This window comes from Pseudosulfitobacter sp. DSM 107133 (genome assembly GCF_022788695.1).
GTDB lineage: Bacteria > Pseudomonadota > Alphaproteobacteria > Rhodobacterales > Rhodobacteraceae > Pseudosulfitobacter.
This window is the reverse complement of the sequence record NZ_CP085158.1, coordinates 90608-114702: the sequence shown is the minus strand read 5'-3', so window position 1 is coordinate 114702 and position 24095 is coordinate 90608. Positions and strand designations below refer to the sequence as shown.

At 53.7% G+C, this 24095-nt stretch carries 24 protein-coding genes and 3 pseudogenes; 22 read left to right on the top strand and 5 right to left on the bottom strand.

The genetic code is table 11. The features are described 5' to 3' along the window. Window positions 1-73: 73 nt before the first annotated feature. The 8 genes from DSM107133_RS22500 to istB all read left to right on the top strand — a co-directional run bounded on the left by DSM107133_RS22500 (window position 74) and on the right by istB (window position 8667). Window positions 74-994, top strand: coding sequence for a LysR family transcriptional regulator (locus DSM107133_RS22500; protein ID WP_114295573.1), 921 nt, complete (start codon window positions 74-76; stop codon window positions 992-994). A 290-nt stretch (window positions 995-1284) separates the two neighbouring features. After that, a complete protein-coding gene (locus DSM107133_RS22495) occupies window positions 1285-2913 on the top strand; it encodes a Mu transposase C-terminal domain-containing protein (RefSeq protein ID WP_114295288.1) in 1629 nt (542 codons plus the stop codon). Then, a complete protein-coding gene (locus tag DSM107133_RS22490) occupies window positions 2891-3766 on the top strand; it encodes a TniB family NTP-binding protein (protein ID WP_243253633.1) in 876 nt (291 codons plus the stop codon). Before DSM107133_RS22495 ends, DSM107133_RS22490 begins: the two co-directional genes overlap by 23 nt. Further along, on the top strand, window positions 3763-4389 hold the full coding sequence (locus tag DSM107133_RS22485; RefSeq protein WP_279294882.1) for a TniQ family protein: 627 nt from the start codon (window positions 3763-3765) through the stop codon (window positions 4387-4389). Before DSM107133_RS22490 ends, DSM107133_RS22485 begins: the two co-directional genes overlap by 4 nt. A gap of 136 nt (window positions 4390-4525) precedes the next feature. Further along, complete coding sequence (locus DSM107133_RS22480; protein ID WP_114294473.1) at window positions 4526-6160, top strand: Mu transposase C-terminal domain-containing protein; 1635 nt, start codon at window positions 4526-4528, stop codon at window positions 6158-6160. Window position 6161: 1 nt separating this feature from the next. Then, window positions 6162-7043: a TniB family NTP-binding protein gene (locus DSM107133_RS22475; RefSeq protein WP_114294474.1), complete on the top strand. Its 882-nt coding sequence runs from the start codon at window positions 6162-6164 to the stop codon at window positions 7041-7043. Then, window positions 6980-7891, top strand: a complete 912-nt coding sequence (locus DSM107133_RS22470) for a TniQ family protein (RefSeq protein WP_275890951.1) — start codon at window positions 6980-6982, stop codon at window positions 7889-7891. Before DSM107133_RS22475 ends, DSM107133_RS22470 begins: the two co-directional genes overlap by 64 nt. Before the next feature lie 74 nt (window positions 7892-7965). Next, the gene (istB, locus tag DSM107133_RS22465) at window positions 7966-8667 is read left to right on the top strand and encodes an IS21-like element helper ATPase IstB (protein ID WP_275890953.1); all 702 of its coding nucleotides are present in this window, start codon (window positions 7966-7968) and stop codon (window positions 8665-8667) included. Window positions 8668-8769: 102 nt separating this feature from the next. Here the strand turns inward: istB and DSM107133_RS22460 are convergent. Beyond that, window positions 8770-9081: pseudogene (locus tag DSM107133_RS22460) on the bottom strand (transketolase); the annotation flags it as partial. Between the two features lie 174 nt (window positions 9082-9255). Between DSM107133_RS22460 and DSM107133_RS22455 the strand changes: the two are divergent. Further along, a pseudogene (locus DSM107133_RS22455) lies at window positions 9256-9414 on the top strand (winged helix-turn-helix transcriptional regulator); the annotation flags it as partial. Between the two features lie 107 nt (window positions 9415-9521). Here the strand turns inward: DSM107133_RS22455 and DSM107133_RS22450 are convergent. After that, a pseudogene (locus tag DSM107133_RS22450) lies at window positions 9522-9659 on the bottom strand (IS3 family transposase); the annotation flags it as partial. A 44-nt stretch (window positions 9660-9703) separates the two neighbouring features. Beyond that, entirely contained in the window at window positions 9704-10117 is a 414-nt protein-coding gene (locus DSM107133_RS22445) for a hypothetical protein (RefSeq protein ID WP_114294478.1), read from the bottom strand. 94 nt (window positions 10118-10211) lie between these two features. On the opposite strand from DSM107133_RS22445, the gene DSM107133_RS22440 reads away from it, so the two are divergent. Then, window positions 10212-11033 carry a LysR family transcriptional regulator gene (locus tag DSM107133_RS22440; protein WP_114294479.1) on the top strand — a complete coding sequence of 274 codons (822 nt, stop codon included), beginning with the start codon at window positions 10212-10214 and terminating at the stop codon, window positions 11031-11033. 19 nt (window positions 11034-11052) lie between these two features. On the opposite strand, the gene DSM107133_RS22435 is transcribed toward DSM107133_RS22440, so the two are convergent. After that, window positions 11053-11517, bottom strand: coding sequence for an Lrp/AsnC family transcriptional regulator (locus DSM107133_RS22435; RefSeq protein ID WP_114294480.1), 465 nt, complete (start codon window positions 11515-11517; stop codon window positions 11053-11055). A 287-nt stretch (window positions 11518-11804) separates the two neighbouring features. Here DSM107133_RS22435 and DSM107133_RS22430 point away from each other — a divergent pair, with 287 nt between their 5' ends. From DSM107133_RS22430 to DSM107133_RS22410, 5 genes are read left to right on the top strand one after another with little or no spacing between them, the layout of a single operon-like run. Next, entirely contained in the window at window positions 11805-12260 is a 456-nt protein-coding gene (locus DSM107133_RS22430) for an alcohol dehydrogenase catalytic domain-containing protein (protein ID WP_162792089.1), read from the top strand. A 24-nt stretch (window positions 12261-12284) separates the two neighbouring features. Next, window positions 12285-12716, top strand: coding sequence for a transposase (locus DSM107133_RS22425; RefSeq protein WP_114294068.1), 432 nt, complete (start codon window positions 12285-12287; stop codon window positions 12714-12716). Then, window positions 12713-13066: an IS66 family insertion sequence element accessory protein TnpB gene (gene tnpB, locus DSM107133_RS22420; protein WP_067629907.1), complete on the top strand. Its 354-nt coding sequence runs from the start codon at window positions 12713-12715 to the stop codon at window positions 13064-13066. The genes DSM107133_RS22425 and tnpB overlap by 4 nt, the downstream gene beginning before the upstream one ends. 54 nt (window positions 13067-13120) lie before the next feature. Continuing rightward, a complete protein-coding gene (locus DSM107133_RS22415) occupies window positions 13121-14680 on the top strand; it encodes an IS66 family transposase (RefSeq protein ID WP_114294069.1) in 1560 nt (519 codons plus the stop codon). A gap of 49 nt (window positions 14681-14729) precedes the next feature. Continuing rightward, on the top strand, window positions 14730-15323 hold the full coding sequence (locus DSM107133_RS22410; protein WP_243253631.1) for a zinc-binding dehydrogenase: 594 nt from the start codon (window positions 14730-14732) through the stop codon (window positions 15321-15323). Window positions 15324-15371: 48 nt separating this feature from the next. On the opposite strand, the gene DSM107133_RS22405 is transcribed toward DSM107133_RS22410, so the two are convergent. Continuing rightward, on the bottom strand, window positions 15372-16286 hold the full coding sequence (locus DSM107133_RS22405) for a LysR family transcriptional regulator (protein ID WP_162792074.1): 915 nt from the start codon (window positions 16284-16286) through the stop codon (window positions 15372-15374). A gap of 146 nt (window positions 16287-16432) precedes the next feature. Here DSM107133_RS22405 and DSM107133_RS22400 point away from each other — a divergent pair, with 146 nt between their 5' ends. The 7 genes from DSM107133_RS22400 (at window position 16433) to DSM107133_RS22370 (ending at window position 23827) form a co-directional block, all read left to right on the top strand. Then, window positions 16433-17959, top strand: coding sequence for an ABC transporter substrate-binding protein (locus tag DSM107133_RS22400; protein ID WP_114294367.1), 1527 nt, complete (start codon window positions 16433-16435; stop codon window positions 17957-17959). Between the two features lie 72 nt (window positions 17960-18031). Then, the gene (locus DSM107133_RS22395; protein WP_114294369.1) at window positions 18032-18949 is read left to right on the top strand and encodes an ABC transporter permease; all 918 of its coding nucleotides are present in this window, start codon (window positions 18032-18034) and stop codon (window positions 18947-18949) included. Between the two features lie 12 nt (window positions 18950-18961). Beyond that, a complete protein-coding gene (locus DSM107133_RS22390; RefSeq protein ID WP_114294371.1) occupies window positions 18962-19861 on the top strand; it encodes an ABC transporter permease in 900 nt (299 codons plus the stop codon). Next, window positions 19858-20865, top strand: coding sequence for an ABC transporter ATP-binding protein (locus DSM107133_RS22385; protein ID WP_114294373.1), 1008 nt, complete (start codon window positions 19858-19860; stop codon window positions 20863-20865). The genes DSM107133_RS22390 and DSM107133_RS22385 overlap by 4 nt, the downstream gene beginning before the upstream one ends. Further along, a complete protein-coding gene (locus DSM107133_RS22380; RefSeq protein WP_114294375.1) occupies window positions 20862-21695 on the top strand; it encodes an ATP-binding cassette domain-containing protein in 834 nt (277 codons plus the stop codon). Before DSM107133_RS22385 ends, DSM107133_RS22380 begins: the two co-directional genes overlap by 4 nt. Beyond that, window positions 21661-22791 carry a dipeptidase gene (locus DSM107133_RS22375; protein ID WP_240310599.1) on the top strand — a complete coding sequence of 377 codons (1131 nt, stop codon included), beginning with the start codon at window positions 21661-21663 and terminating at the stop codon, window positions 22789-22791. Before DSM107133_RS22380 ends, DSM107133_RS22375 begins: the two co-directional genes overlap by 35 nt. Window positions 22792-23125: 334 nt before the next feature. Next, a complete protein-coding gene (locus tag DSM107133_RS22370) occupies window positions 23126-23827 on the top strand; it encodes an IS6 family transposase (protein ID WP_114294379.1) in 702 nt (233 codons plus the stop codon). The last annotated feature ends 268 nt before the right edge of the window (window positions 23828-24095 follow it).

Genomic DNA, 24095 nt, shown 5'->3' with positions numbered 1-24095 from the left:
TAGATTTATTAATTGCAAAGAATAGAAATGTAGTTTCATTTACTATTACGATATTTGATAATAGTTGATCGCCATGCAGAGCTTGAAACCCATTCGCGTCTTTCTTGAAGTCATAGCCCAGGACAGTTTTGTCGGCGCAGCGCGCAGCCTGCGTATGACACCGGCATCAATCACCCGCATTGTTGCGCAGCTTGAGGAGGATCTGGGCCAGCAGCTGCTGACACGCACCACGCGTCAGATTTCCCTGACGGGAGCCGGTGCGCTGGTGGCCGCGCGCTACCGGCCGGTTCTTGAGGATTTCGACCGCGTGACCCAAGAGATCACCAGCGCAACCCATCCTGACAGGGGACGTTTGTCACTCAACGCGCCGTTGTCTTTCGGGATGCGGCTGTTGCCGGGATTGATCGACAGCTTCCGGCTTGCCTATCCGCAGATACAGGTCGACGTGCAGTTGACCGACACGCTGGTCGATATCATTGACGAAAGCTGCGACCTCGCGATCCGGATTTCCGGACCTCCTACCGACAAGTCGACAATCTGGCGGCGGATCTGCATGGTTCCGCGCGCCATCGTAGCAGGGCCTGCGCTCTTTGACCGGATTTCCACGCCACAGAATCCCGATGAGCTTGATCCGAACCATTGCCTGTCCTACGGCACCGGCAATGCCGAGACATGGAAGATGTCCAGAACCGGCACTGCGCGCACATTCCGGGCGGGAACGGAAATTGTGTCCAACAATGGCGAGCTGCTTTTGGCGCTGGCCGCTGCGGGCAATGGCATGGTTAACCTGCCGCGGTTCCTTGTGCAGGATGCAATCAACAAAAAGAAGGTTGTCGAGGTGTTGCCGGACTGGGACCTTTTGCCGTTGAACCTGATGCTTTATTATCCCCCTTACGACGCGCTGCCGCCCCTGATCGCCACCTTCAGCGATTTTTTCGAGGCTTACATTCGAGATTTCGAGACCTTTGATTTTGGCGCGGACACTGGCCTCTAACGAGACGCAGGCCCGCGTTTCCCTGTCTTAATACCGGCAGAAGAGGGTCAGTATGGGAGCCGCAAACAAGGAACCGAGTATCACAGAACGCTGGAGACAGTTCTTACACGTCGCCGCTGTTGTCACTGTTCCCTAATTAATCAGAATCGTGTCTGAAATTGCCCCGTGAAATCAATGGCGGTTTGTACCCTTAATTTTCATATTGTACCGTTAATTAGCATACTGTACCCTTAATTGCCGTATGGTCTGAGTTGTGGATAAGTGTCGATCTATTGGGGAGAGGGATTTGCGTGGTAAACGAGCGTCTTGCGAAACACCGTGCGGCGGTTCTTCGGCCGATCCTGGAGCTTGAGAAAAGAGGTGAGCCGATCAGCGCGGCTATCGGAGATGCCGCTTGGGAACTGGGTTTGGCGAAAAGCCACACATGGTCGCTCTACCGGCGTCTGAGAGAGAACGATGCACGTGCCACGGCGTTAGAGTTGGACCGTCGCGGGCCGAAACGTGGGTCGAAACGGATTGCCCAAGACGTCGAAATCATCATCGATGAGAGCCTGCGAAGATACTATCTGGTCCGCGAGCGTTCGAGCTTTCTTCGCATCTGGCGTGAGATCCGTGCCGAGTGCGAGGCGAAGGGGTTTCAGCCGCCGACCCGGAGAACGGTGAAAGCCCGTCTAGACGCTATGGATCAGCGAGAGGTCTTCCGGAAACGGCGCGGGGCTGAGGAGGCTGACAAGATTTTTGCCGCGCGTCCTGGCCGCCTTGAAGTTTCAGCCCCGCTGGAAGTCGTTCAGATCGATCATACAACTTCAGACATTACGTTGGTCGATCACGTCAATCGACGGCCGCTTGCGCGCCCCTATTTGACGGTTGCCATTGATGTCGCGACCCGGATCGTTCTCGGGGTCTATGTAACTTTCGACGAGCCATCTGTCTTGTCGATCGCATTGTGTCTCGATCACTGCGTGCGCCGGAAATCGGTGCACATTCCGGGGACATTGGAAGAGCTGGTTTGGCCGACGGCTGGCATCCCGAAGGCGATCCACGTCGACAATGCGCAGGAGTTTCACAGCGACGCCTTCAGAAAGGCCTGCGAAGATTGGGGCATTGCTGTCGAGTATCGTCCGCTTGGCGGCAAACACTATGGTGGCCATGTCGAACGGCTGATCGGAACGACCATGGGTGCCGTTCATGTGCTGCCCGGGACCACCCAGTCCTCAATCGTCGAGAAGGGCGACTATGACAGTGAGAAACATGCGGCCCTGACCCTGGTCGAGTTCGAGGATTGGCTTCATCTGGAAATCTTTCGCTACCACAATACGGTTCACGAAGCCCTCGGGCGAACGCCGCTTGCGGCATGGGCGGACATGCGCGGGGATACTGCGGGACGGCAGATTGTCGATGTCGATGCCTTTCGGACAAGCTTCCTGCCCTTTGAGTGGCGTCAGCTCGGGCGCACCGGGATCACGCTCTTCGGGGTGCACTACTGGAGTGATGCCTTCGCGTCGTTGGTCGGACGCCGGCATGGTAAGGTACAGGTGAAATACGATCCGCGAGACTTGTCGCAGATCTGGGTCATCACCGGTGATGGCCGCGTGATCTCGGCCCGGTACCGGGATCTCAGCCACCCGCGTATATCGCTTTGGGAAAGTCGGCGGGCGCGGAAAGAATGGCATGATAAACATTGTGGCCGGATCAATGAGCGGGTCCTATTCCAATTGATTGACGCGCAGCGGCGGCTGGCTGAGGCGGCGCGCCAAAAGACGCGGACTGCCCGGTTGGAAAACGAAAGAGGTGCTCGGCTTCCCCGGCACCAACCGCGCCGCGATCCATCGCGCGAAATGTTCGCGATTGATACAGGCAACCCTGATCTGCCAACCTATGAGATTGATGAGTTTAATGACCCCAGACGAAAGAATTGACCGTATCCGCGGCGATCATTGGATCGCGTTTGACCGTGCCACCATCGTTCTCAACCGATTGACATCCCTGATGGAAATGCCTCAGCAGAGCCGGATGCCGGGGCTGATGGTCTATGGAAGCTCTGGCATCGGCAAGACGATGATCGCCAAACGCATGGCGAGCAAATATCCGACGCAGTACAATGCCGAACTGGGCGTCACGAAGACACCCATCCTGCTGGTTCAGGCGCCGCCCGCGCCGGATGAGCGCCGGTTCTATCAACACATCCTGTCGACGATCGGGGCGCCGATGTGGGGGCGTCACACGGTGTCCGAGCTTGAGGTGCGCGCGCTAAGCCATCTTCGGGACATGGACCTGAAGATGCTGATGATCGACGAAGTGCATAACCTGCTTGCCGGCAGTTACCGGGAGCAACGACGGTTCCTGAACATGCTACGGTTCCTGAACATGCTACGGTTTCTGTCCAACGATCTCTGCGCGTCGCTTGTCGTTTTCGGTGTCAACGAGGCCCTCGAGGCCGTCCGCGGTGACGACCAACTGGCCCGTCGGCTGGACGAACACTACCTGCCGCTCTGGGAGGACGACGTGGAGTTCTCCCGTCTGATCCAGACGTTGATTGCCGCAATGGCACTCGAGCAGCGGTCTGGCCTGACGGTTGGGTCGCTTCGAACGATCCTGAAAGTGACGGGCGGCGTCACCTCTCGCGTGTTCATCATGATCAAGTCTTTGGCCATAGAAGCGATCGAGACGGGTGAGGAGCGGATCACCGACGAAGCGGTTCAGTCCTGGCAGCCGGTCTGGGCAAAGCATGCCTGGAACATCCCTCGCCAACCCGCCGCAGCATTCCGGTGACCGTCAGATCGCTACCGTTTCGACCGCCGCCTGCACGCGATGAGCTTCTGTCCAGCTGGATCGGGCGATTGGCGAAGGCCAATCACTGCTCCGCTGAAGAACTTTGCGGCTATCTTGGTTTGGGGCAGGGCAGGGTGCCGGAATATGCAGGTGACTTGCAGGGAGCGACCTGGGCCTTGCTTTGCCGAGCGGTTCAGCGGCCCGCGCATGAGATCCTCGCCATGGCCCTTCCGGACACGAAGCATCAATCCGCCCGATGGGTGTCGCCGCATGACTTCCAGTATTGTCCGAGGTGTGTTGAGAAAACACCCGATCTGGTGCTTCGCCATTGGCGCTTGGCATGGTCGATGACCTGCGAAACCTGCGGTCAGGCCCTGGCAACCAAGTATCCAGCCAAAGATGTACCAAGCGGACTTCATGGTCGCGCTTTACGCGGCGCGGAAGCTCTGAAGTCGGCTGTCGCCACGAACAATCTCGCGCGGTTGCGCCGGGTGGATTTGACCATGCATCTCATGGCAGTTCTGGAGATCGGGAACCTGAGGGCGCTCACTTCGGGGAACGAGCGCGAAAGGTTAATGGCGCTTGCCGCGGTCGGTGTTAGCGTGACCCGTCCTGTCGCGTAGCCCTTAATTGTGAGATGGGAAATCCAACGAAATCAACGGCTGTGCTTTGCCCTTAAATATGAGATTTTGCCTTTAATTCCGATATTTTTGCCCTTAAACCTGAGACAGGGTTCACAGACATGTGCGGCAAACATCGATGGATAGTGATGACGAAGACTCCGTTGCCGTTGGTGCTGAAGAGGCGCGCAGGGCCGTTGTGCTGCGTCCGCTTGTTCAGGCATATCTGAAAGGTACGGGCAGTCTGGAAAGTGGCATCAATGACGCCGTTTGGGAGCTTGGTGTCAGCAGGGCGACGGTCTGGCGTTGGATAAAGCGGCTGGCGGAAGAGGGTGGACGCACCAGTGCCCTTGCTCCGCGGAAACGGGGTCGTCCAGCCGGTACGGCCTTGATATCCAGCAAGGTCGAAGCGGTGATCGAAGAGCACCTTCGCCGCTATTTCTTGCGCCGGGAGCGTCCGAGCCTCTCGCGCGTCGTGACAGAAATCCGCAGCGCGTGCTGGCAACAGGGCTTGCAGCCGCCGACGCGTCGGACGGTTCAGCGTCGTCTGGATACGATGGATGCCCGCGAAGTTGCGAAAGCACGCGAGGGCGCAAAGGTGGCCCGCCAGAAATTTGCGCCGGTCACAGGTGAGAACAAGGCCAGTATGCCACTGGAGATCGTCCAAATTGATCATACGCCGGCGGACATCATTGTTGTCGATAGCTTTGAACGCCAACCAATTGGGCGGCCTTGGGTCACGCTGGCGATCGACATCGCAACGCGGATGGTAACCGGATACTACACTTCTCTCGAGGCCCCTTCGCGACTGGCAGTGGCACTTTGCCTGACACGGGCGGTTGCCCCCAAGGCGGAAATTCTTGCGGAATTGGCGTGCAATATTCCTTGGCCCGCACAGGGCAAACCGCAGAGCATCCATGTCGACAATGGCCGCGATTTCCGGTCGCGGGCCTTTCGATCGGCATGTGCGGAATGGGGGATTGATCTGATCTATCGGCCGCCGGGAAGTCCTCACTTCGGAGGTCACATTGAACGTTTGATCGGGACGATGATGGGGGCCGTTCACCTGTTGCCGGGAACAACGCAATCCTCGGTCGCGACCAAGGGCGACTATGATGCCGAAGGCCAGGCAGTGATGACGTTGAGCGAATTCGATCGTTGGTTTGCTTTGGAAATCTGCCGTTACAACAACAGCATTCATTCCAGTCTTGGCTGCACGCCCGTTGCCAAATGGGAGGCGCTCTCAGAACAAATGACAGGCGACATCCCATTTGATATCGAAGCCTTTCAGGTGAGTTTCCTGCCGAGCGAACTGCGCAAGATCAGGCGTGACGGCATCCATCTGTTCCAGATACGGTACTGGTCCGATGCACTGACAGGCCACATCGGGCGCGGGGATGGAAAGGTGGTCGTTCGCTACGATCCTCGCGATATCTCAATGATCTGGGTCGAACTGGACGATGGCCGATATGTTGAGGCGCGGTACAGAAACCTGGAAATTCCGCCAGTGTCCCTCTGGGAATACCGCGAAGCCATGAGGAAGGCTCGTGCCCTTAACAAGTCCGGGTCCAATGAGCTGGTTCTGGCTGAGCTGATCCGACAGCAACGCCAGGTCGAAGCTGAAAGCCGGGGCCTGACGAAGGCCGAACGCAGAACCCGTGAAAGAAAAGGAACATTGGAGGGCGCCAACTCGGCCGTCTCGTCAACCGAAGGGCTGCGCCCGATCGATACGGGTGATACATCGCGCCCATTGTTCAAGGTGGAGAGATGGTGAATTGAGGGCAGGAACAACTGAAGAAGACGGTCGGATCGCCCTCATTCAATCAGACATCTGGATCGGCTTTCCACGGGCCGAACAGGTGTTGGACCGCTTGCAGGGCATGATCGAAGCGCCACGGCAAACCCGTATGCCTGGGCTTCTTGTGCATGGCGCCTCCGGGATCGGAAAGACGATGATCGCCCGCAACCTGTCGCGCAAGTACGCACCGGAATACGACCCGGCGTCAGGCATCACCCGCACACCGCTGCTGCTTTTGCAAGCGCCGCCCGCACCCGACGAACGGCGGTTCTATCTGCACATCCTGGCCGCCGTCGGCGCCCCTGCAACGGCACTGAGCGCCCGCGCTCAAAATGTGGCTTCCCTAGAGGTCCGTGTCATCGCCCTCTTGCGCGACCTTGGCCTGCGAATGATCATGATCGACGAGGTTCACAACCTTTTGGCCGGGACCCACCGCGAACAGCGCCGCTTTCTCAATGTTCTGCGGTATCTCAGCAATGAACTCGAAGTGTCACTGGTTTGCCTCGGGGTCAGCGAGGCCGTCGATGCCATCCGTGGTGATATCCAGCTTGCCAGGCGGTTGGACGAACATCACCTGCCGAACTGGCGCGACGATACCGAGTTCTCGGACATGATCCAGACACTCATCGCGGCAATGCCCCTCGAGAAGAAATCCAATCTGAAAGTCAAGTCGCTCAAGCAGATACTTGCGCTGAGTGGCGGGGTGACCTCGCGCATCTTCGCCCTGATCAAGGATCTTTCCATCGACGCGATTGTGACTGGTGAGGAATGCATCACTGATGACGCGATCGCAAAATGGACGCCGGTTTGGTCGCGCCATGCGAAGGCCCATCGGCGGCTCGAGAAGTCCGGGGTGTGACGCCGCGACCGCTGCCAAAGACTGTCGCACCGCTGCCAGACGAGTTGTTGTCAGGTTGGCTGTCTCGGTTGGCTGCGGCCAACTACTGTGATGACGCCGAACTGCTGGCTCATATCGAAGTCGATATCACGCATGGCACCGCCTTGGACTTCGGCATCGACGCGGCTGCGGCAGAGAAGATTGCCAATGCCGCACGGGTCGCCCCAGATGTCGTGCGATCTTTGACCTTTCCAGCAATGACGCCACGAGAAGCATCGCTGACGGCCCAGATGCCATTCCAGCATTGTCTGCAATGCTCCCGAGAGGGCCTTTCGCTCATGCATTGGAGGCGGGCCTGGGCATTCGACTGTCAGGTCTGCGGGACGGGACTTGTGCAGACCCTTGGCAAACCCGGTGAGGAACAGATATGCGACAAACTGATCTACCGAGCGCGACGCGGGTCAGGGATGCTTGAGTGTGCCGCGCGATCACGCAGCCCCAAGCAACTTCGGCGCGCAATGCGCGCGGTCACCTTTGCCATGTCACTTAAGGGCTGCCACGGGGCGCCGTTGTTTGCTCTTCAGAGCCACAAACCGAAAGTGAGGCTGTTTTGCCTTGCTGCCATTGATGCAGCCCAATCTCGTCCACTGATCAAAGCCGCCATCTCAAGCTCCGGCATCGACGACTATGCAAAGGTTGCTCTTTTGCGCGCCTTCGAGAAGGAGCATCGATTGCTAGCCGCAGTCGATCACATCGCGCAAAGGCGCGCGAGAAGCAAAGGCCCCATAACAGCTGATCTCGCAATTAAGGGCAAAACACGATGCCGAAAGCGTCTCGTCTCAGATTTAAGGGCAACGCGACACCTGTGAGCCGATTGCCGACTGCAATCGATATGACAGCTTGAGGAGAACAAAGAATGGAACGATCAGACGTGATAGACGCGATGGGAAAGCTGCGGCTCTACGGGATGAGGGCTGCCTATGACGAGGTTCTGACCACCGCCGTCAAACGCCAGCACGAGCCTCAGAAGATCATTGGGGATTTGCTGACAGCCGAGATCAGGGAGAAGCAGGCACGGTCGGTCAAATACCAGATGACCATTGCCAAGCTGCCGCTCGCGAAAGAATTGGAAGAGTTCGACTTCGAGGCAGCCGAGGTGAACGAGACGCTGATCCGGGACTTGGCCACGGGCGACTTCCTGGATCATCAACGCAACCTCGTGCTGATCGGTGGAACCGGCACCGGCAAAACCCATCTTGCCGTCAGTATCGCTCGGACCTGCATCCGGGCCGGGCGGCGCGGCCGGTTCTTCAACGTTGTCGACCTGGTGAACAAGCTGGACGCCGAAGCCAGGGCAGAACGGCAAGGCCGAACCGCTGATCTGATCTCCCGGCTCGACTTCCTGATCTTGGATAAGTTGGGCTATCTGCCCTTCGCCCAGACCGGCGGCCAATTGCTGTTCCATCTGATCAGCAAACTCTACGAGCGCACCTCGATCATTGTCACCACCAACCTGGCCTTCGGTGAATGGCCCAGCGTCTTCGGAGATGCCAAGATGACAACCGCGCTGCTCGACCGCCTCACCCACCATTGCGAGATTGTCGAGACCGGCAACGAAAGCTGGCGCTTCAAGAACCGCGCATAGCGCCAACCCGAAACCCCGCAGGCCCGCCGCCGCTGCGCTATGTGAGGGCTACGCAGCGCCAGGCCTGCTCAGCACAAAGGGGTCAATATTGGACGCCGATAGGGGATAGCTTTGCACGCCCTCGAAACCGCGAAAGTTCTTCATCTTGTCCAACGTCTGATTGCCCATCAGGTATTGCATGGCGTGAAAGATCGGCGAGGCATGCGGCTTGACCGCCACGCGGTCTTCCGGACTCAGCGCAGAAAAGTAGAGCGCCGTCATGATCGAAACCATCGACGCAGAGCTAGCCTGATGCCCCCCAATCTTGATTCCGTCTTCCTTCGGTCGGATGTGATTGGCGTGGTGAATCATCCAGTGCGACAGCCAGAGTAGGCGGTCCTGTAGGGTTTCGAGGTGGGCTGTGTCAGATGTCATTGTTGGTCCTCACGGGAGAAGATTGCGTTCTCACGAGATTACCGCCAAAACTTTAGAATTTCTCGCCTATTTATCTCCGTTTATATCCAGCACTTGGTGATATGCATCGCAATTTGAGAGATACTTGGTGAAATCCGCCAATTGTGATTCTTACGAAGCGAGCATCCTGCATGCCTGCAGCAGAATGGACGCGTTACGATCAATGAACTGGCCGAAAGTGTCGGCCTGAGCCCGTCGCCAGTGGCGCGCAGGCTGGAAAATGCCGGGGTGATCACTGGCTATGCGGCGCTGATTGATGAAACCACTTTGGGTGATGAATTTTCTGTCTTTGTTTAGGAAATCCAATGCGGAGGGCCGGTCAGCCTTTTCGTCGAACTGGGTCACAGCAAGCTTGCTCGTGTTGTCATTTCCGACGAAAAGGCATTACTTTCCTTTAGTTGCTTGTGGACGACACAAACCTGATCGCAACCCGATGCTTCTAAAGCCAAGTCCAACGTATCCGTCTGAGCCCGCATGTTGGCGCAGAGTTTCCATGAGATGATGATGTAGCGGCTGTAATCGTCCAGGATCGTGCTGAGATCATTGATTTGAGTGAGTTTCTCTCTACTGTGCCACGGTTCAATCAGACGTCGATGACATTAGTCACATTTTCACGGAAATAGTCGACTTTTCCATCAAATTCATGGGAAATGATATGGGTTACACTCGTGACTTCACATTGCCGTTCACCATAAAAAAACTGCTGGTTAAAGCGAGTAAGATGCCATCCATCGCCTAGGCTAGAGGTATCGATAGCGAGTGCCAACGTTCCTTTAGGAAACACCTCGGCACTGAGCCGCCCAAGAACTTCCATAAGCCCTTCAATCGAGCTGGCAGACTGCCAGCTCGTGTCCAAGTCATCCTTGTAGTGCTCAATCTTGAAGTCGATATCATCTGCTACGTGCGTTAGCATTGAAGAGTCGCCTTGCGTAAACTTGTGCATTAGCTGCCCGATTGCAGTGTCTGTGGGACCGGTGGTGGTTATCGTTGCGGTCATTGTTCATATCCTTTGATTTCTGTAGACAAGATATGTCACTCAACATATGCATTATCAATATCGATGTAATCTATTCACTGTATAGGCATTCACTATGTTTGAGCTAGCAACCTTGAGATATTTTCTGAGTGCTTTTGAGACGGGCACGTTCAGTCAGGCTGCAAAGGTCAATGATGTGAGCCAGCCGACAGTCTCGATCGCAATCAAGAAACTGGAAGGCCACATAGGAGAACCATTGTTCCGTCGATCACGGGCTGGGCTAACGCCAACGGCGAAGGGTGAGCAACTTTATAGGGATGCAGCAGGGAGTGTTACCGAGCTTTATGCACTTGAAGGCAAAATGCGCCGTCAGCCCCACCACAAAGTACGGGTCTACTGCTATCCTGATATTCTGTTGGGATCGCTAGCATCTTCTATGCAGAGCGTTGTCCGCAAAGCGGGAAATTTGGAGTTCAGCTTTACGGCGTCACCGGAGGACAGCGATATCTCATACGTTGCTCAAACTTGTGTCCCCAAGGGCCACGGATTTCTACCAATACTGACCGAAAACTATGGCGTGGCGATAGCAATCCATCACCCCCTCGCATCGACTGATGTCTTGCACCTCGAGGAGATTCTCCAGCAGCCCACTATACACCGCCCCTACTGCCCAAACTCTGACCGGGTAGATTTACTCGGCCCAGATCGCCCTCATTCACTTGCTCGGGCTGTTAATGACAATCAGGTTCTGGATCTCATTGCGGCTGGACTTGGATTGGCCTTTGTACCTATGTCTCATGGAAATGCTCATACCGGAGTCGTTGTACGACCAATCGAGGGCTCGGACATTGGGCAAAGGACCATTGGAATATCCCATCGGAAAACTGCTTTTGCCTCTGATCTCGCGGCTAAACTTGCAGTATCACCCGGTGAATGACCATGGATTGTCTCCTTTTTCAATCAAGACGTGTCATACTATCTTTGACCCGCCGAATTGGGATGGATGATTCGAGTGATGCCACTCCATCTATTTTGGTTAGACGCGACGTTAGAAAGTGCTCGAACTCTTCAAGCCCCTCGACAGATATCCTTAAAAGATAATCTCTGTTACCTGTCATCAGCCAGCAATCGACTATTTCGGGGCACAGTGCAACTTCTCGTTCAAAGCAGACAAGGCGATTATCAGTCTGGTGATCTAGCTTTACAGACACGAAGATATTCATATCGTATCCCAGTTTTCGCTCGTCGATATGGACAGTATAGCCGGTGATAACGCCGTTACTTTCCATGATGCGGATGCGCCGCGAGCAAGGAGATGGAGATAGATTAACCCGCTCGCTCAGTTCTTGTAGGGATAACCGCGCGTCCTTTTGCAATTCATTGAGTATCTTGATGTCAATTTCGTCGAGTTTTTGTCTCATGTGGAGTTCCTTAGCGTTTCTACGTGCATTAAGATAAGATTCTGGCTGTTCCAACCAATAAACCAAGGATTCTTTGAAATATTAGCCCAATTCACCACGAGCTACCCGCTACAATGTCGAGGTACGAGATGCACTGATGAGCAAGCCCAAAGCGACTTCCACAGACTTTTGAAAGGTAGGGAGCGCAGTGATGAAAAATCCTGTCCAATACACAGGCGGGGTCCAAGCTCGTTGATCGACGAGAAAATTGGCGGAAACTGACACAAATACCAAGCGGAGACATTATTATGTTAGCAGTCTATAACACCGCCCGAGGCGCAGCTGTTGATACCTTATCCATTCAAGAGATTGACGTTCCGGCACCAATGGCCGGTCAAGTACTGGTTGCGATAAAGGCTTCGGGCATCAATCCGTCAGATTCCAAATTGCGAGGTGGTGCACAGGGCCCAATGGTTGCAGACAAAGTTTTGGTCCATAATGACGGTGCGGGAGTGATCGAAGCAGTCGGAAGCGATATTGATGCACGCCGTGTCGGTCAGCGTGTGTGGCTCTACAACGTCAACCGGTCTAGTGATGGGTTGGGACAAGGTGTGAACGGCACGGCCGCACAGTATGTTTGTGTATCATCGGACCTAGCCATCGAGCTGCCAGAGCCGGCAACCTTCGAACAGGGTGCTTGCATTGTAAGCGTTGCCTGGACAACACCTTCCCAGTTTTCGCCTGAGCTGCGACTCCGTTTCTGACGGATATTGGGCGGGAGTTTCGCGATGGCGACTACGGTAGAGTTTCTCATGGACTACGGGGTGGAGATACGGGCCAATGGCCAGAAGCGGTGGCCCAATGAGGTCAAAGCACGGATCGTGGCTGAGAGTTTGCAGCCGGGCGTGAGCGTGAATGCAGTTGCGGCGCGGTATGGGCTTCGGGCGAACCATTTGTCGGAATGGCGGAGTCAAGCACGCGATGGCCGGTTGGTTTTGCCTGCGGGCGATGACGACGCCTTTAGTTTTGCGCCACTCGTAGTCTCGGATGGTGGCGGCTGTGCGCATATGTCGGCCGTTGCGGGGCGGTCCGCGAAGCCTGACGAGTCATCCCATACCTCCATCGAGATTGCGATTGGTCGTGTGACAGTCCGGCTCGATGGCACGACCAGTTCGACCCGGGTTGCCGAGATCGTGCGGGCAATCGAGGGTCAGCCATGATGTTCCCATCAAACCGTGTGCGGGTTCTGGTCTCGACGCAGCCTGTGGACTTCAGGAAAGGTCATGATGGGCTGGCGTCGATCGTGTCGTCGGTGCTGCGCAAGGATCCGTTCACCGGCACGGTTTTTGTGTTCCGCTCGCGCCGGGCGGATCGGCTGAAGCTTTTGTATTGGGACGGCACCGGATTGGTGATGGCTTATAAGCGGCTGGAAGAAGCGACCTTCACCTGGCCGGCGATCAAGGACGGGATGATGGCGCTGAACCACGCCCAGTTCGAGGCCCTGTTTGCCGGTCTGGACTGGCGCAAGGTCAAGGCTCTGGAGATGCGCCCACCTGCTGCGGCAGAGTGAATCAACCGCTGTCTTTTGTGTGTTTTTAATGGGGTTTTATCGTATCCTGATGGCATGATCACGACACCCGCCATTGACCTATCCACCATCCCTGCTGCGCAGCGTGCGGCGGTTTTGGCGTTGATGGAAAAGGTAGCGGCGCTTACGGAAATCACCCAACGGCAAGAGCACCTGATTGCGGAGCTGAACCATGCCCTACATGGCAAACGGTCGGAAAAGCTGACCGAGGATGAGCGGCAGCTGGCGTTCGAGGATCTGTCCATCGCCCTGGCTGAGGTCGAGGTGCAGAAGGACCAACTGGCCGCTCAGACAGGTGACAAGACGACAACCAAATCTGCGCCAAAGCGCACCATCGGCAATCTACCGGCCGCACTGCCGCGCATCGAAGAAGTCATCGAACCTGACAGCCTGAGCTGCCCTTGCGGCTGCGGCGTCATGCACAAGATCGGGGAAGACCGCAGTGAGCGGCTGGACATCGTGCCGGCGCAGTTGCGCGTCATTGTCACCGTGCGCCCGAAATACGCCTGCCGGACCTGCACCGACGGCGTGACCCAGGCTCCCGCACCATCGCATCTGATCATGGGTGCCCTGCCGACCGAGGCCACCATCGCCAATGTGCTGGTCAGCAAGTATGCGGATCATCTGCCATTATACCGCCAAAGCCAGATCCTGGCGCGTGCGGGTCTTGATCTGCACCGCGCTGTGCTGGCGGACTGGGTCGGCAAGGCGGCCTTCCACCTCAAGCCCGTCGTCGACCGGCTGGCCGAACACCTGAAACGATCCAACAAACTGTTCATGGACGAAACCACGGCCCCGGTGCTGGATCCGGGGCGCGGTAAAACCAAAACTGGCTATCTCTGGGCACTGGCCCGCGATGACCGACCATGGGGCGGTGAAGATCCGCCCGGTGTGGTTTACTTCTATGCCCCCGGTCGGGCGGGCGCGAATGCCGAAACCTTCCTGACAGGCTTCGACGGCATCCTGCAGATCGACGGCTATCAGGGCTATAACCGGCTGACCAAACCCACGCGCAAGGGCGGTGCCCCCATTCGGGTGGCCCATTGCTGGGCGCATGCGCGCCGCAAGCTGAAGGAAGTCTTTGACCGCGATGGCTCAGAGATCGCCGCCGAAGGCCTGCGCCGCATCGCTGAAATCTATATCGTCGAAGCTGACATTCGTGGCATCTCCCCCGGCCAGCGATTGTCTGCCCGTCAGGCCCGCAGTGCCCCGCTGGTCGCAGCATTCGGTGAATGGCTGGAGGCTGAGCGCCGCAAGATCTCCGCCAAATCCCGGCTGGGTGAAAAGCTGACTTACATCCACAATCACTGGGACGGACTGCAGACCTTCTTGGCCGATGGGCGCGTCGAGATCGACAACAACCGCGTCGAAAACCTGATCCGCCCCATCACCCTCAATCGGAAAAACGCCCTCTTCGCTGGGCATGACGAGGGTGGTATCGCCTGGGGCCGCATCGCCTCACTGATCGAAACCTGCAAGATCAACGGCGTCGAGCCCTTCGCCTATCTCAAGGCAACCCTCACAGCGATCGCCAATGGTCACCCACAGAGCGCCATCGACGATCTGCTCCCGTGGAACTCCAAGACGTCAAGCTGAACCGACAGTGCCCTCCTGGGAACGCTTACCTTGCATTGGCGTGCCAGCGATGACAGCTCATCGTGCAGTGATGTGTGGCGGTGCAGTTAAGGGAAAAATTGTCCTCGTAACTGGAGGTGCCGGGTCGGTTGGACATTCTGCAATCCAGATAGCCAAAGCTGCCGGGGCGCGCGTTTTTGCCACCGTCAGCACAGACCAAAAATTCGAAATTGCGCAAGCGGCAGGTGCCGATGTTATCATCAACTATCGCACTGAGGACCTGAAATCGCGCCTACTTGATGAGGCCCCTAATGGAATTGACCATGTGGCAGACGTAGATTTTGCCGCTCATGCCGAGATATATCCCTCAGTCTTAAAGATCAATGCCAGCGTTGGATCATACGCTACCGCTACGAACCTAACCCCGGCCATCCCTTTCTACCCTCTGGCCTTCAGAAATATTCTGATCCAACCGATATTTGTCTATTCGATGAGTGATGAAGCTAAAGCAGACGCAATAGCAGATATTTCACGAATGCTGGCTAAAGGCCAATTGACCCCGCGCATTGCCAAAACCTTTGATTTTAAGAGTGTGATCGTCGCCCATGAGGCTGTGGAAGCGGGAACTTTGGTTGGGAACGCGGTAGTTGAAGTAAAAGGCTGACGCATCAGTAAGACGCTTCGGACCCGTGGGTAGTGTTTCAATTGCATTCTAATCCTTGGACAAAAGAATCTCCTTCGCGTCTTTTGCCCACAACGTCAAAGCATCTACAGTGGTTCGTACACGAGTCAGCCGAGCGAGGTTGCTCGCATATATCAGATAATAGCTTCGAGAGAACGTATGCTCGGGCAATATGCGCACCAGATTTGGGTCGGAAGAGCCAATGAAATTTGGTAAAACTCCAGCACCAAATCCTTGTGTTGTCATCATGTACTGCGCGACAATATTCGTGCTGCTGAGTTTCGCGGTTAGCTGATCGTCAATATCGGACAGATAATAGAGGTCATGCCCGAATAATTGATCACGAATGTAGCCGTAGACAGGATATTTTCGAAGTTCTTTTAGGGTTAACGGGGTGCCATAACGGGCAATGAAACTCTTGCTAACGTAGACGTGAAACGAGTAATCGGTCAGCTTTTTTGACAAGAGGTGGCCGCTTTCTGGACGGATACTGCTGATGGCTATGTCTGCTTCGCGTTTAGAAGGGTTCATCGGCAAAGGTGAAGGGACGAGCTCCAGTTCCAGTTGCGGGTAATCAACAGACAACTTTACCATCCGTGGTGCCAAGAAAAACACCCCAAAACCTTCCGGTGACGAAACACGAACAACACCCGTCATTTGCTCATCTGATCCGTCGATGCTTGCAGAAGCCAACATCCAGTGAGCCTCTATCTCTTCTGCGAAAGGCAAAAGTTGAGCACCTTTTTCTGTCAGCAGAAAACCTGTTGGTAAACGGTCAAAAAGCTTTGTTTTCATTGAAATTTCTAGAGCTGAAACACGGCGTTCGACAGTACTGTGGTTCACACCAAGTTCTCTAGCTGCTGCCGTTACACGCCTCGCTCTTGCCACAGCAAGAAAATACCGCAAGTCGTTCCAGTCCCCTCGAATTTTCGCTTGTTTGCGCACTACCGTTCCTCGCATGTAGCTATTGATTGGAGCATCAATATCCCCAAAACTAAAGGAACAGTGAGCTAGACGACAAATAGTTGATTTCGCCCCTTAGGGAAAGGCGAAGCGCCACATAAGCAGTCAACAAGCGGGAGAGATTGAAAATGAAGAATAGTATGCGAAAATTGGGAGCTTTGACGGCAGCCTCCGCAGCTCTTATTGCAAGTGCGGCCTTCGCCGACAAGGCAACCGACACCCTAAATGTGGCTTGGGATGGTCAGCTAACCAATGCGGATTCCTACTACAACGCAAATCGTCCGGGCATTATGCTCTCTCGTATGGTGTGGGATCAGCTTATTGAAAGGGACCCCGATACATTTGAATATCAACCATCGCTAGCTACGGAGTGGCGTTGGATTAATGACCTGACACTCGAATTCGAACTTCGGGAAGGCATTTTTTTCCACAATGGTGAGCCATTTGACGCAGACGATGTTGTTTACACATTTAACTTCATTTCCAACCCTGCCAACAAAATCGTTAATCCGACGGTTGGTAGCTGGATCGATCACGTAGAAAAAGTAGATCAGTACAAAGTCAGGATTCATCTATCGAATGTTTTCCCTGCGGCCTTAGAATTTTTGTCCAGCGCAATGCCCATTTATCCAAATGAATATTATGCGGAAGTCGGGCCGGAAGGAATGGCAAACGCGCCGGTTGGTACCGGACCATATAAGATTGAATCCATCGAAGCCGGCGTGTCGGTAAGTTTTATGATAAATGAAGACTATTGGACTGGTAGTCCAAAAGGTATGCCGCAAATCGGAAGAGTAGTTGTTACCTACCCGGCAGATAAAACTACCGCAATGGCGGAGCTGATGTCCGGGTCGTTAGACTGGATGTGGTATGTTCCAGCCGACCAAGTGGAAAACTTAGCCTCTGTACCCGGCCTAACGGTCACATCCGGTGAAACGATGCGCGTGGGTTACATGAACCTCGATACCATGGGGCGCTCAGGTGAATCACCACTGCAGGATGTCCGCGTGCGGCAGGCGATTGCACATTCTATCAACCGCGAAGAATTTGCCGACGCCTTTTTCCCACCATCGGCGACAACATTAAAGGCGTTCTGTTTTCCGACTCAATTTGGTTGCTACCAAGGGGCCCAACAGTATGATTATGACGTAGACCGCGCGAGAGAGCTGATGGCAGATGCAGGTTATTCAGACGGTTTTCCTACCTCACTCTATGCATATCGCCAGCCAACCTCTTGGGCCGAAGCATTGGGCGGATACATGGGTAAGCTCGGAATTTCTACATCAATTCAAGTACTACAATACTCCGCTTTTCGCACCAAGGTTCAAGAAGGCAACGTTCCAATTTCCTTTGGTGACTGGGGATCCTATTCAATTAATGATGCATCCGCTATTCTCGACAATTTCTTTACGGGCACGCTCGATGATTACGCTGGCGATGAAGAGGTTTCCGAGTGGATAACAAAGGCGAGCGAAAGCAACGATCCTGCCGTACGAGAAGCACTGTATAAGCAGGCGATTGATCGCATAATGGAGCAAGCATACATTGTGCCACTAAACTCTTTTGGTGTGTTTTATGCCTATAGCGATGACTTAAACTTCACATCGCACCGTGACGAAATTCCCCGCTACTATCTTTACAGCTGGAAAGACTAGTTCCCAAACCCAAATTTCTCTCGCCCCCAAACATATTGAGGGCGAGAGTGCATACTGAGCAGGAGTCCTCCAGTGCTTACCTACCTACTAAAGAGAAGTGTCGTGGCGTTGCTTGTAGCGTTTACTGTCTCTATCATCAGCTTCGCTCTGCTCCATTTGTCGGGAAACTTGGCGCAATCACTGGCCGGCCCGTCTGCCTCAGCTGATGATGTTGCAAAAATTTCCGAGGCTTATGGTTTTGACCGTCCGTTCACCATTCAATATCTCGATTGGGCATCTGGCGTACTAAGAGGTGACTTTGGAGAGTCTTACTTCCTAAAGCAGCCGGTGTTTCCGCTTGTTATGTCCCGCTTACCAGTTACGCTAGTTTTGGGTGTTTCTTCACTAACACTAGCGCTTTTGGTTTCAATTCCACTTGGTATTATTGCGGCCCTTCGCCCAAACTCCTGGATAGACCGCACAGCGTTGACAGTGTCAGTGTTTGGACAAGCGATGCCTAGTTTTTGGTTTGGACTACTTCTGATGTCGGTACTTGCCGTATCACTGCGCTGGCTGCCGGTATCTGGTTCGAGTACTTGGTATCACTTTATAATGCCAACAATTACGCTCGCCTATTATTCAGTTCCACCATTCATGCGTCTTGTGCGCGGTGGTATGATGGAGGTACTTGCCGCTGACTTTATTCGAACAGCACGCGCAAAAGGACTCCGCCCGCATTCAGTGATCTTCAAACACGCATTGCGAAATGCCGTTGTTCCATTAGTGGCAGTTGCAGCCGTCCAATTGGGTGCCGCGTTGGGTGGATCGGTCGTAATTGAATCTGTTTTTCGATTGAACGGGGTCGGATTTTTGGCGTGGGAGTCGATAACTCGCGCAGATTTTCCGGTTGTTCAGGCTATCGTCTTGATCCTTTCTTGTGTCTACATTTTTCTGACTTTGGTTGCTGATGTTCTCAATGCCATTCTCGATCCACGTATTCATATACGCTAAGAGGAATTGTTAATGAATAATTTGAATGAACCCGAAGCTCCCGCAACAACGCAGCAGAATTTGTTTGGCGAACTTTGTCATCGAGCACTTCAGCATACGGGATTAATGATTGGAGCGGCAATTCTAAGCTTTGTTCTCTTTGTCGCATTAATGGCACCTTTCCTTGCTCCGTCTGATCCGTATTCGCAGGACTTAACAAATAGATTGCATCCTCCAATCTGGAATTCAGACGGAAGTTGGGAATATCCACTGGGAACGGATCAACTCGGACGAGATTATCTGAGTCGCTTGATCTATGGATCAAGAATATCACTTTTGATTGGTTTCAGCATTATGGTGATTTCTGGTCTGATTGGCACTACGTTGGGCGTTTTGGCTGGGTACTTTGGTGGCAAAGTGGATTTGGTCGTTAATTTTGTTATCACCACAAGACTCGCTATGCCTGTCATCCTTGTTGCGCTAACAGTCTCAGCACTGGCTGGAAGTTCAGTCTCGAACCTTATCCTCGTTTTGAGCCTTCTGTTATGGGACAGGTTTGCCGTTGTTACCCGAAGTGCCACGATACAGGCACGCGACCTCGAATACGTGACTTCTGCACAGGCCGTTGGGTGCTCAACAGGACGGATTATCGTTAGTGAGATACTCCCAAACATTATGACCTCAATTGTCATAATTGCGACGATCGAGATGGCCAACGGTATCTTGCTTGCCGCTGCCTTGTCGTTCCTCGGGCTAGGCGTACCCGCACCCTTACCCGATTGGGGAAGTATGATTGCCGACGGGAAACAATACATGTTCTTCAGCCCTTGGGTTATCACCATTCCGGGACTCGCACTTTTTGCTCTTGTCTTGGGAATAAACCTACTCGGAGATGGTATCCGTGATCTTAGTGCGCAGGAGAACAGGAATTGACCCCTCTTTTAGAAGTTAAGAATCTCAATGTTCATATTCCGCTTCGGGTGGGTGATCTTCACGCGGTACGCGGTGTTAGTTTTTCAGTTTCCGGTGGTGAAACCCTATGTTTGGTTGGAGAATCCGGGTGCGGAAAATCGCTGACTTCCTCTGCAATAATGAATTTGTTGCCAAAGCAGGCCCAGCGGACATCAGAGAAACTGTATTTCGATAACGTCGATTTAACGAAACTCAGCGAGCGAGAAATGTCAGATATCCGTGGGAACAGGATGGCCATGATCTTCCAGGATCCAATGACTTCGCTGAATCCTACTTTCACTATCGGTAATCAGTTAGAAGAGGTGCTAATGAGGCACAGCCGTGTGTCGCGTTTTACGGCCAGAGATAAAGCTGTTTTTCTTCTGGAAAAAGTGGGAATTCGCGGGGCCGGAGACCGATTGAAGCAACACCCGCATCAATTGTCAGGCGGCTTACGCCAGCGGGTTATGATCGCAATGGCACTGATGTGCGATCCGAAACTAATTATAGCTGACGAGCCGACGACGGCGCTCGATGTGACAATTCAGGCAGAGATTCTAAATCTACTGTATGAACTCAAGCAAGAACTAGGAATGGCTCTTGTATTGATCACCCACGATTTAGGTGTTGTTGCGAGTGTAGCCGACCGCGTGGCAGTTATGTACGCGGGCCGTGTTGTTGAAACAGGGAGTGTTTCTGGGATTTTTCAAAGTCCACAGCACCCCTATACACAGGGACTGCTCAGCTGTGTTCCCATTCCGGGACAAACAAAACGTGGCGAACATTTGGGATCTATACCTGGGGTAGTTCCTAGCCTGATAGGAGCGATGCAAGGTTGCGAATTCGCGAACCGGTGTTTATTTGCACAGACTGTCTGTCGCTCCGGTGCTGTGCAGCTTTCGGAATCTCAACCAGGGCATTTCTATCGGTGCGTATTCTCAAATGAAGAGCGGTCAGCCGTTTCCAAGATAGGTGCACGATCATGAGCCCTTCAGTTTTGGAAATTAAATGTGTAGAGAAATACTTTCAAATTGCCTCAGGTATATTGAACGGCCGACAATATCTAAATGCTGTTAATAAAGTTTCACTGTCAATTGAAACAGGCGAAATCCTTGGTCTCGTTGGTGAGTCAGGCTGTGGTAAGTCCACCCTTTCGCGGATGATGCTTGGTCTTATGACGCCCAGTGCGGGAGAAATATTACTTGGCGGAACACCTATTCAGAGCATGTCACGGTTCGAAGTTGCTCGCCAGGTTCAACCTGTCTTTCAGGATCCATCTTCTTCGCTGAATCCAAGCAAAAGAGTAGGTGCTATCATTGGATTACCCCTTGTAGTCCATGGTGTTGAGAAATCGGCGAAGTCTAGAAGGATCCAAGTCGAATCCATAATGGAACGAGTGGGTTTACCGCGCCGCTACTATGATACATTTCCTCATCAACTTTCCGGGGGGCAACGCCAACGTGTCTCAATCGCGCGAGCACTTATTTTGTCACCCGAGTTGCTCATATGTGATGAGCCGACTTCAGCGCTGGATGTGTCAGTTCAATCACAAATTCTCAATCTTTTGCAGGACCTACAAAAAGATTCAAATCTTACAATGATAATTATCAGCCATAATTTGGCCGTGATTGAACACTTAGCGACGCGTGTCGCTGTCATGTATCGCGGTGAAATCGTTGAAGAAAATTGTACTGAGGCGTTGTTCTCAGAGCCATGCCACCCCTATACCCAGAAATTGCTGTCTTCTGTTCTAACTCCCGAAAGTGGCCTGCAACGAAACCTTGAAACAAGAAAAAATGGTATTGTTCTCGAATAAACCTCGACATTTACAAAAAGGAAAATATATGCAAAATATACCAGTTTTTGACGGCCACAATGATGCTCTTGGGCGGATGTATATGTCGAAATCGGCCAATCCAGCTCAAGGCTTTTTAAATGGACAAGACGAAGGTCATTTGGATCTCATAAAGGCTCGGGCGGGGTCAATGGTAGGTGGTTTTTTTGCGCTTTACTCCCCCTCAAGTGACGACCCTCTAGGCTTTCTGTCTAAACTACAATCTGATGACGATGGCGTTGTTTCAATCCCAAACCCTCCACCGCTAGGTATCGAAGATGCGCAGCGTTCAATCATATCTCAAATGTCTATTTTGGCAAAGATCGAACGCGAGTCGCTAGGTGACGTGGTTATCTGTAAAACGAGTACTGCCTTGCAAGAAGCTATCCGAAACGAGTCGTTGGCAATCCTCCTGCACCTTGAAGGAGCAGACGCAATTGACGAAAACTTCGATTTTCTTGAGATCCTTTACAGGTTTGGTCTACGTTCGATTGGGCCGGTCTGGAGCCGCGACAATATTTTCGGCTATGGTGTTCCTTTCCGATTTCCCTCGTCGCCTGACTTAGGTGAAGGTCTTACCTCGCGGGGAGAGGATCTCGTTCGGCTCTGCAACGAAATGAAAATACTTGTTGATACAGCGCACACAACGGAAAAGGGGTTTTGGGACATTGCAAAAATATCAAATGCCCCGTTGATCGCAACACATTCAAATGCGCACGCGCTTTGTCCATCTCCTCGAAATTTAACGGACCGCCAGTTGCATGCAATACGTGATACAGATGGTATGGTTGGGCTCAACTTTGCCACAGGTTTCTTACGATCAGACGGTGCTATGCGGCCAGATACCGACCTGCAACTAATGGTCGAGCAAATAGATTACTTGATAGGCGTAGTTGGTGAAAATCATGTTGGATTCGGTTCGGATTATGATGGTGCAATCGTTCCAGAATCCGTTGCTACTGCGGCTAAGCTTCCTGTTCTAGTCGACGCGTTGCGCCACAGAGGTTACTCCGAGGAATTGCTTCAAAAAATAGCCTCTAAAAATTGGCTTAGTGTTCTGGAAAAAACGATAGAGTAGAGCGCGTGTTGTCAACGGCGGCGTAACAACCTGCCATTGGGGCGGAGCAAAAGTCGGCCACTTGGTTACGCGCCTTGGGGCGTGATGCCATCAAGTAGCAAGCACGTTCCAAGGCGCGTTGGCCGTCAGGCCAACCTGATGATGTGTTAAGTTTTGGTACGCTTTGATTTGCTCTGATTGAGCCGTAAGGTAAGCGCGGCTTAGACCCCACCTATACGGCGTAGTTCGTAAGTATCCGCCGAAGGCCGCTGACGTGCCCTATTGATCAAACGGGTGATGTCACGTTAACTGCCCTATTGTTGTTCGCGTCGCGATTTCTTCTTATCTGACTGCAATGCAGACATCGGCTATCAGCTACAAGCGCCATCGCTTTCCATCCCAGATTATCGCTCACGCGGTCTGGCTCTACATGCGCTTCAACCTAAGCCTGCGTGAGGTTGAGGAGATGTTGCTCGAGCGCGGAATTGATGTGTCCTACGAAACCATCAGGCGCTGGACGGTCAAATTCGGGCCTCAGATCGCCCAGAATCTGCGACGGAGGCAAGCCCGTCCGGGTGATGTTTGGCATCTGGACGAAGTCGTCGTGAAGATTGCCGACAGGTCATTCTGGCTCTGGCGCGCGGTCGATCAACATGGGGTTGTGCTGGATGAAATCCTCCAGTCCAGTCGGAATAAGCCGGCTGCGAAACGTCTGATGCTCAGACTTCTCAAGCGTCATGGCTTCGTGCCAAAACGGATTATAACGGACAAGCTGCGATCCTATGGCGCTGCCAAGCGCGACGTAGCGCCCGGTTTGGATCATTGGTCGCACAAGGGCCTGAATAATCGCGCAGAGAACAGCCACCTGCCGTTTCGAAAGCGGGAACGGGTGATGCAAGGACACCGATCACCCGGCGGCTTGCAGCGCTTCGTGTCTGTTCACTCAGCAACCCGAAACTGCTTCTTTGTCCCATCCTGCCGCCGCACAGCCTTAACCATCCGCTTCCATCGGTTGCAGGCACTTGATGTCTGGAAAACGGCTGCGAACATCGCCTGATCCCACTAACGCGATGCCTTCGCCGATTGCCGACAGGTTAACGTGACAACACCTTGACCGGTGCCAGTCGGGCAGCGGTTCAGCGCAACCTCGCATGGATGGAAGCGCGAGGCCTCATCCGGGAAGTGACTGGGCAGGGGCGGTTCCGGATGTGGCAGGCAGCGACCTGAAGAGGGCCCGAAGGTGATCCAGAACACGCATAAGCACGCTTATGGCAAATAATGCGCAGGGACCCGCTGTATGTTGTAAAAGCGAAATTTTACGTCCC

Excerpts from the sequence above, each read along its gene's own strand:
- tnpB (WP_067629907.1), top strand. The coding sequence starts at position 12,713 with ATGATGTTCCCATCAAACCGTGTGCGGGTTCTGGTCTCGACGCAGCCT.
- DSM107133_RS22425 (WP_114294068.1), top strand. The coding sequence starts at position 12,285 with ATGGCGACTACGGTAGAGTTTCTCATGGACTACGGGGTGGAGATACGG.
- DSM107133_RS22400 (WP_114294367.1), top strand. The coding sequence starts at position 16,433 with ATGAAGAATAGTATGCGAAAATTGGGAGCTTTGACGGCAGCCTCCGCA.
- DSM107133_RS22470 (WP_275890951.1), top strand. The coding sequence starts at position 6,980 with ATGGACGCCGGTTTGGTCGCGCCATGCGAAGGCCCATCGGCGGCTCGA.
- DSM107133_RS22445 (WP_114294478.1), bottom strand. The coding sequence starts at position 10,117 with ATGACCGCAACGATAACCACCACCGGTCCCACAGACACTGCAATCGGG.
- DSM107133_RS22415 (WP_114294069.1), top strand. The coding sequence starts at position 13,121 with ATGATCACGACACCCGCCATTGACCTATCCACCATCCCTGCTGCGCAG.
- DSM107133_RS22480 (WP_114294473.1), top strand. The coding sequence starts at position 4,526 with ATGGATAGTGATGACGAAGACTCCGTTGCCGTTGGTGCTGAAGAGGCG.
- DSM107133_RS22410 (WP_243253631.1), top strand. The coding sequence starts at position 14,730 with ATGACAGCTCATCGTGCAGTGATGTGTGGCGGTGCAGTTAAGGGAAAA.
- DSM107133_RS22430 (WP_162792089.1), top strand. The coding sequence starts at position 11,805 with ATGTTAGCAGTCTATAACACCGCCCGAGGCGCAGCTGTTGATACCTTA.
- DSM107133_RS22435 (WP_114294480.1), bottom strand. The coding sequence starts at position 11,517 with ATGAGACAAAAACTCGACGAAATTGACATCAAGATACTCAATGAATTG.
- DSM107133_RS22390 (WP_114294371.1), top strand. The coding sequence starts at position 18,962 with ATGAATAATTTGAATGAACCCGAAGCTCCCGCAACAACGCAGCAGAAT.
- DSM107133_RS22440 (WP_114294479.1), top strand. The coding sequence starts at position 10,212 with ATGTTTGAGCTAGCAACCTTGAGATATTTTCTGAGTGCTTTTGAGACG.
- DSM107133_RS22380 (WP_114294375.1), top strand. The coding sequence starts at position 20,862 with ATGAGCCCTTCAGTTTTGGAAATTAAATGTGTAGAGAAATACTTTCAA.
- istB (WP_275890953.1), top strand. The coding sequence starts at position 7,966 with ATGGGAAAGCTGCGGCTCTACGGGATGAGGGCTGCCTATGACGAGGTT.
- DSM107133_RS22500 (WP_114295573.1), top strand. The coding sequence starts at position 74 with ATGCAGAGCTTGAAACCCATTCGCGTCTTTCTTGAAGTCATAGCCCAG.
- DSM107133_RS22370 (WP_114294379.1), top strand. The coding sequence starts at position 23,126 with ATGCAGACATCGGCTATCAGCTACAAGCGCCATCGCTTTCCATCCCAG.
- DSM107133_RS22490 (WP_243253633.1), top strand. The coding sequence starts at position 2,891 with ATGACCCCAGACGAAAGAATTGACCGTATCCGCGGCGATCATTGGATC.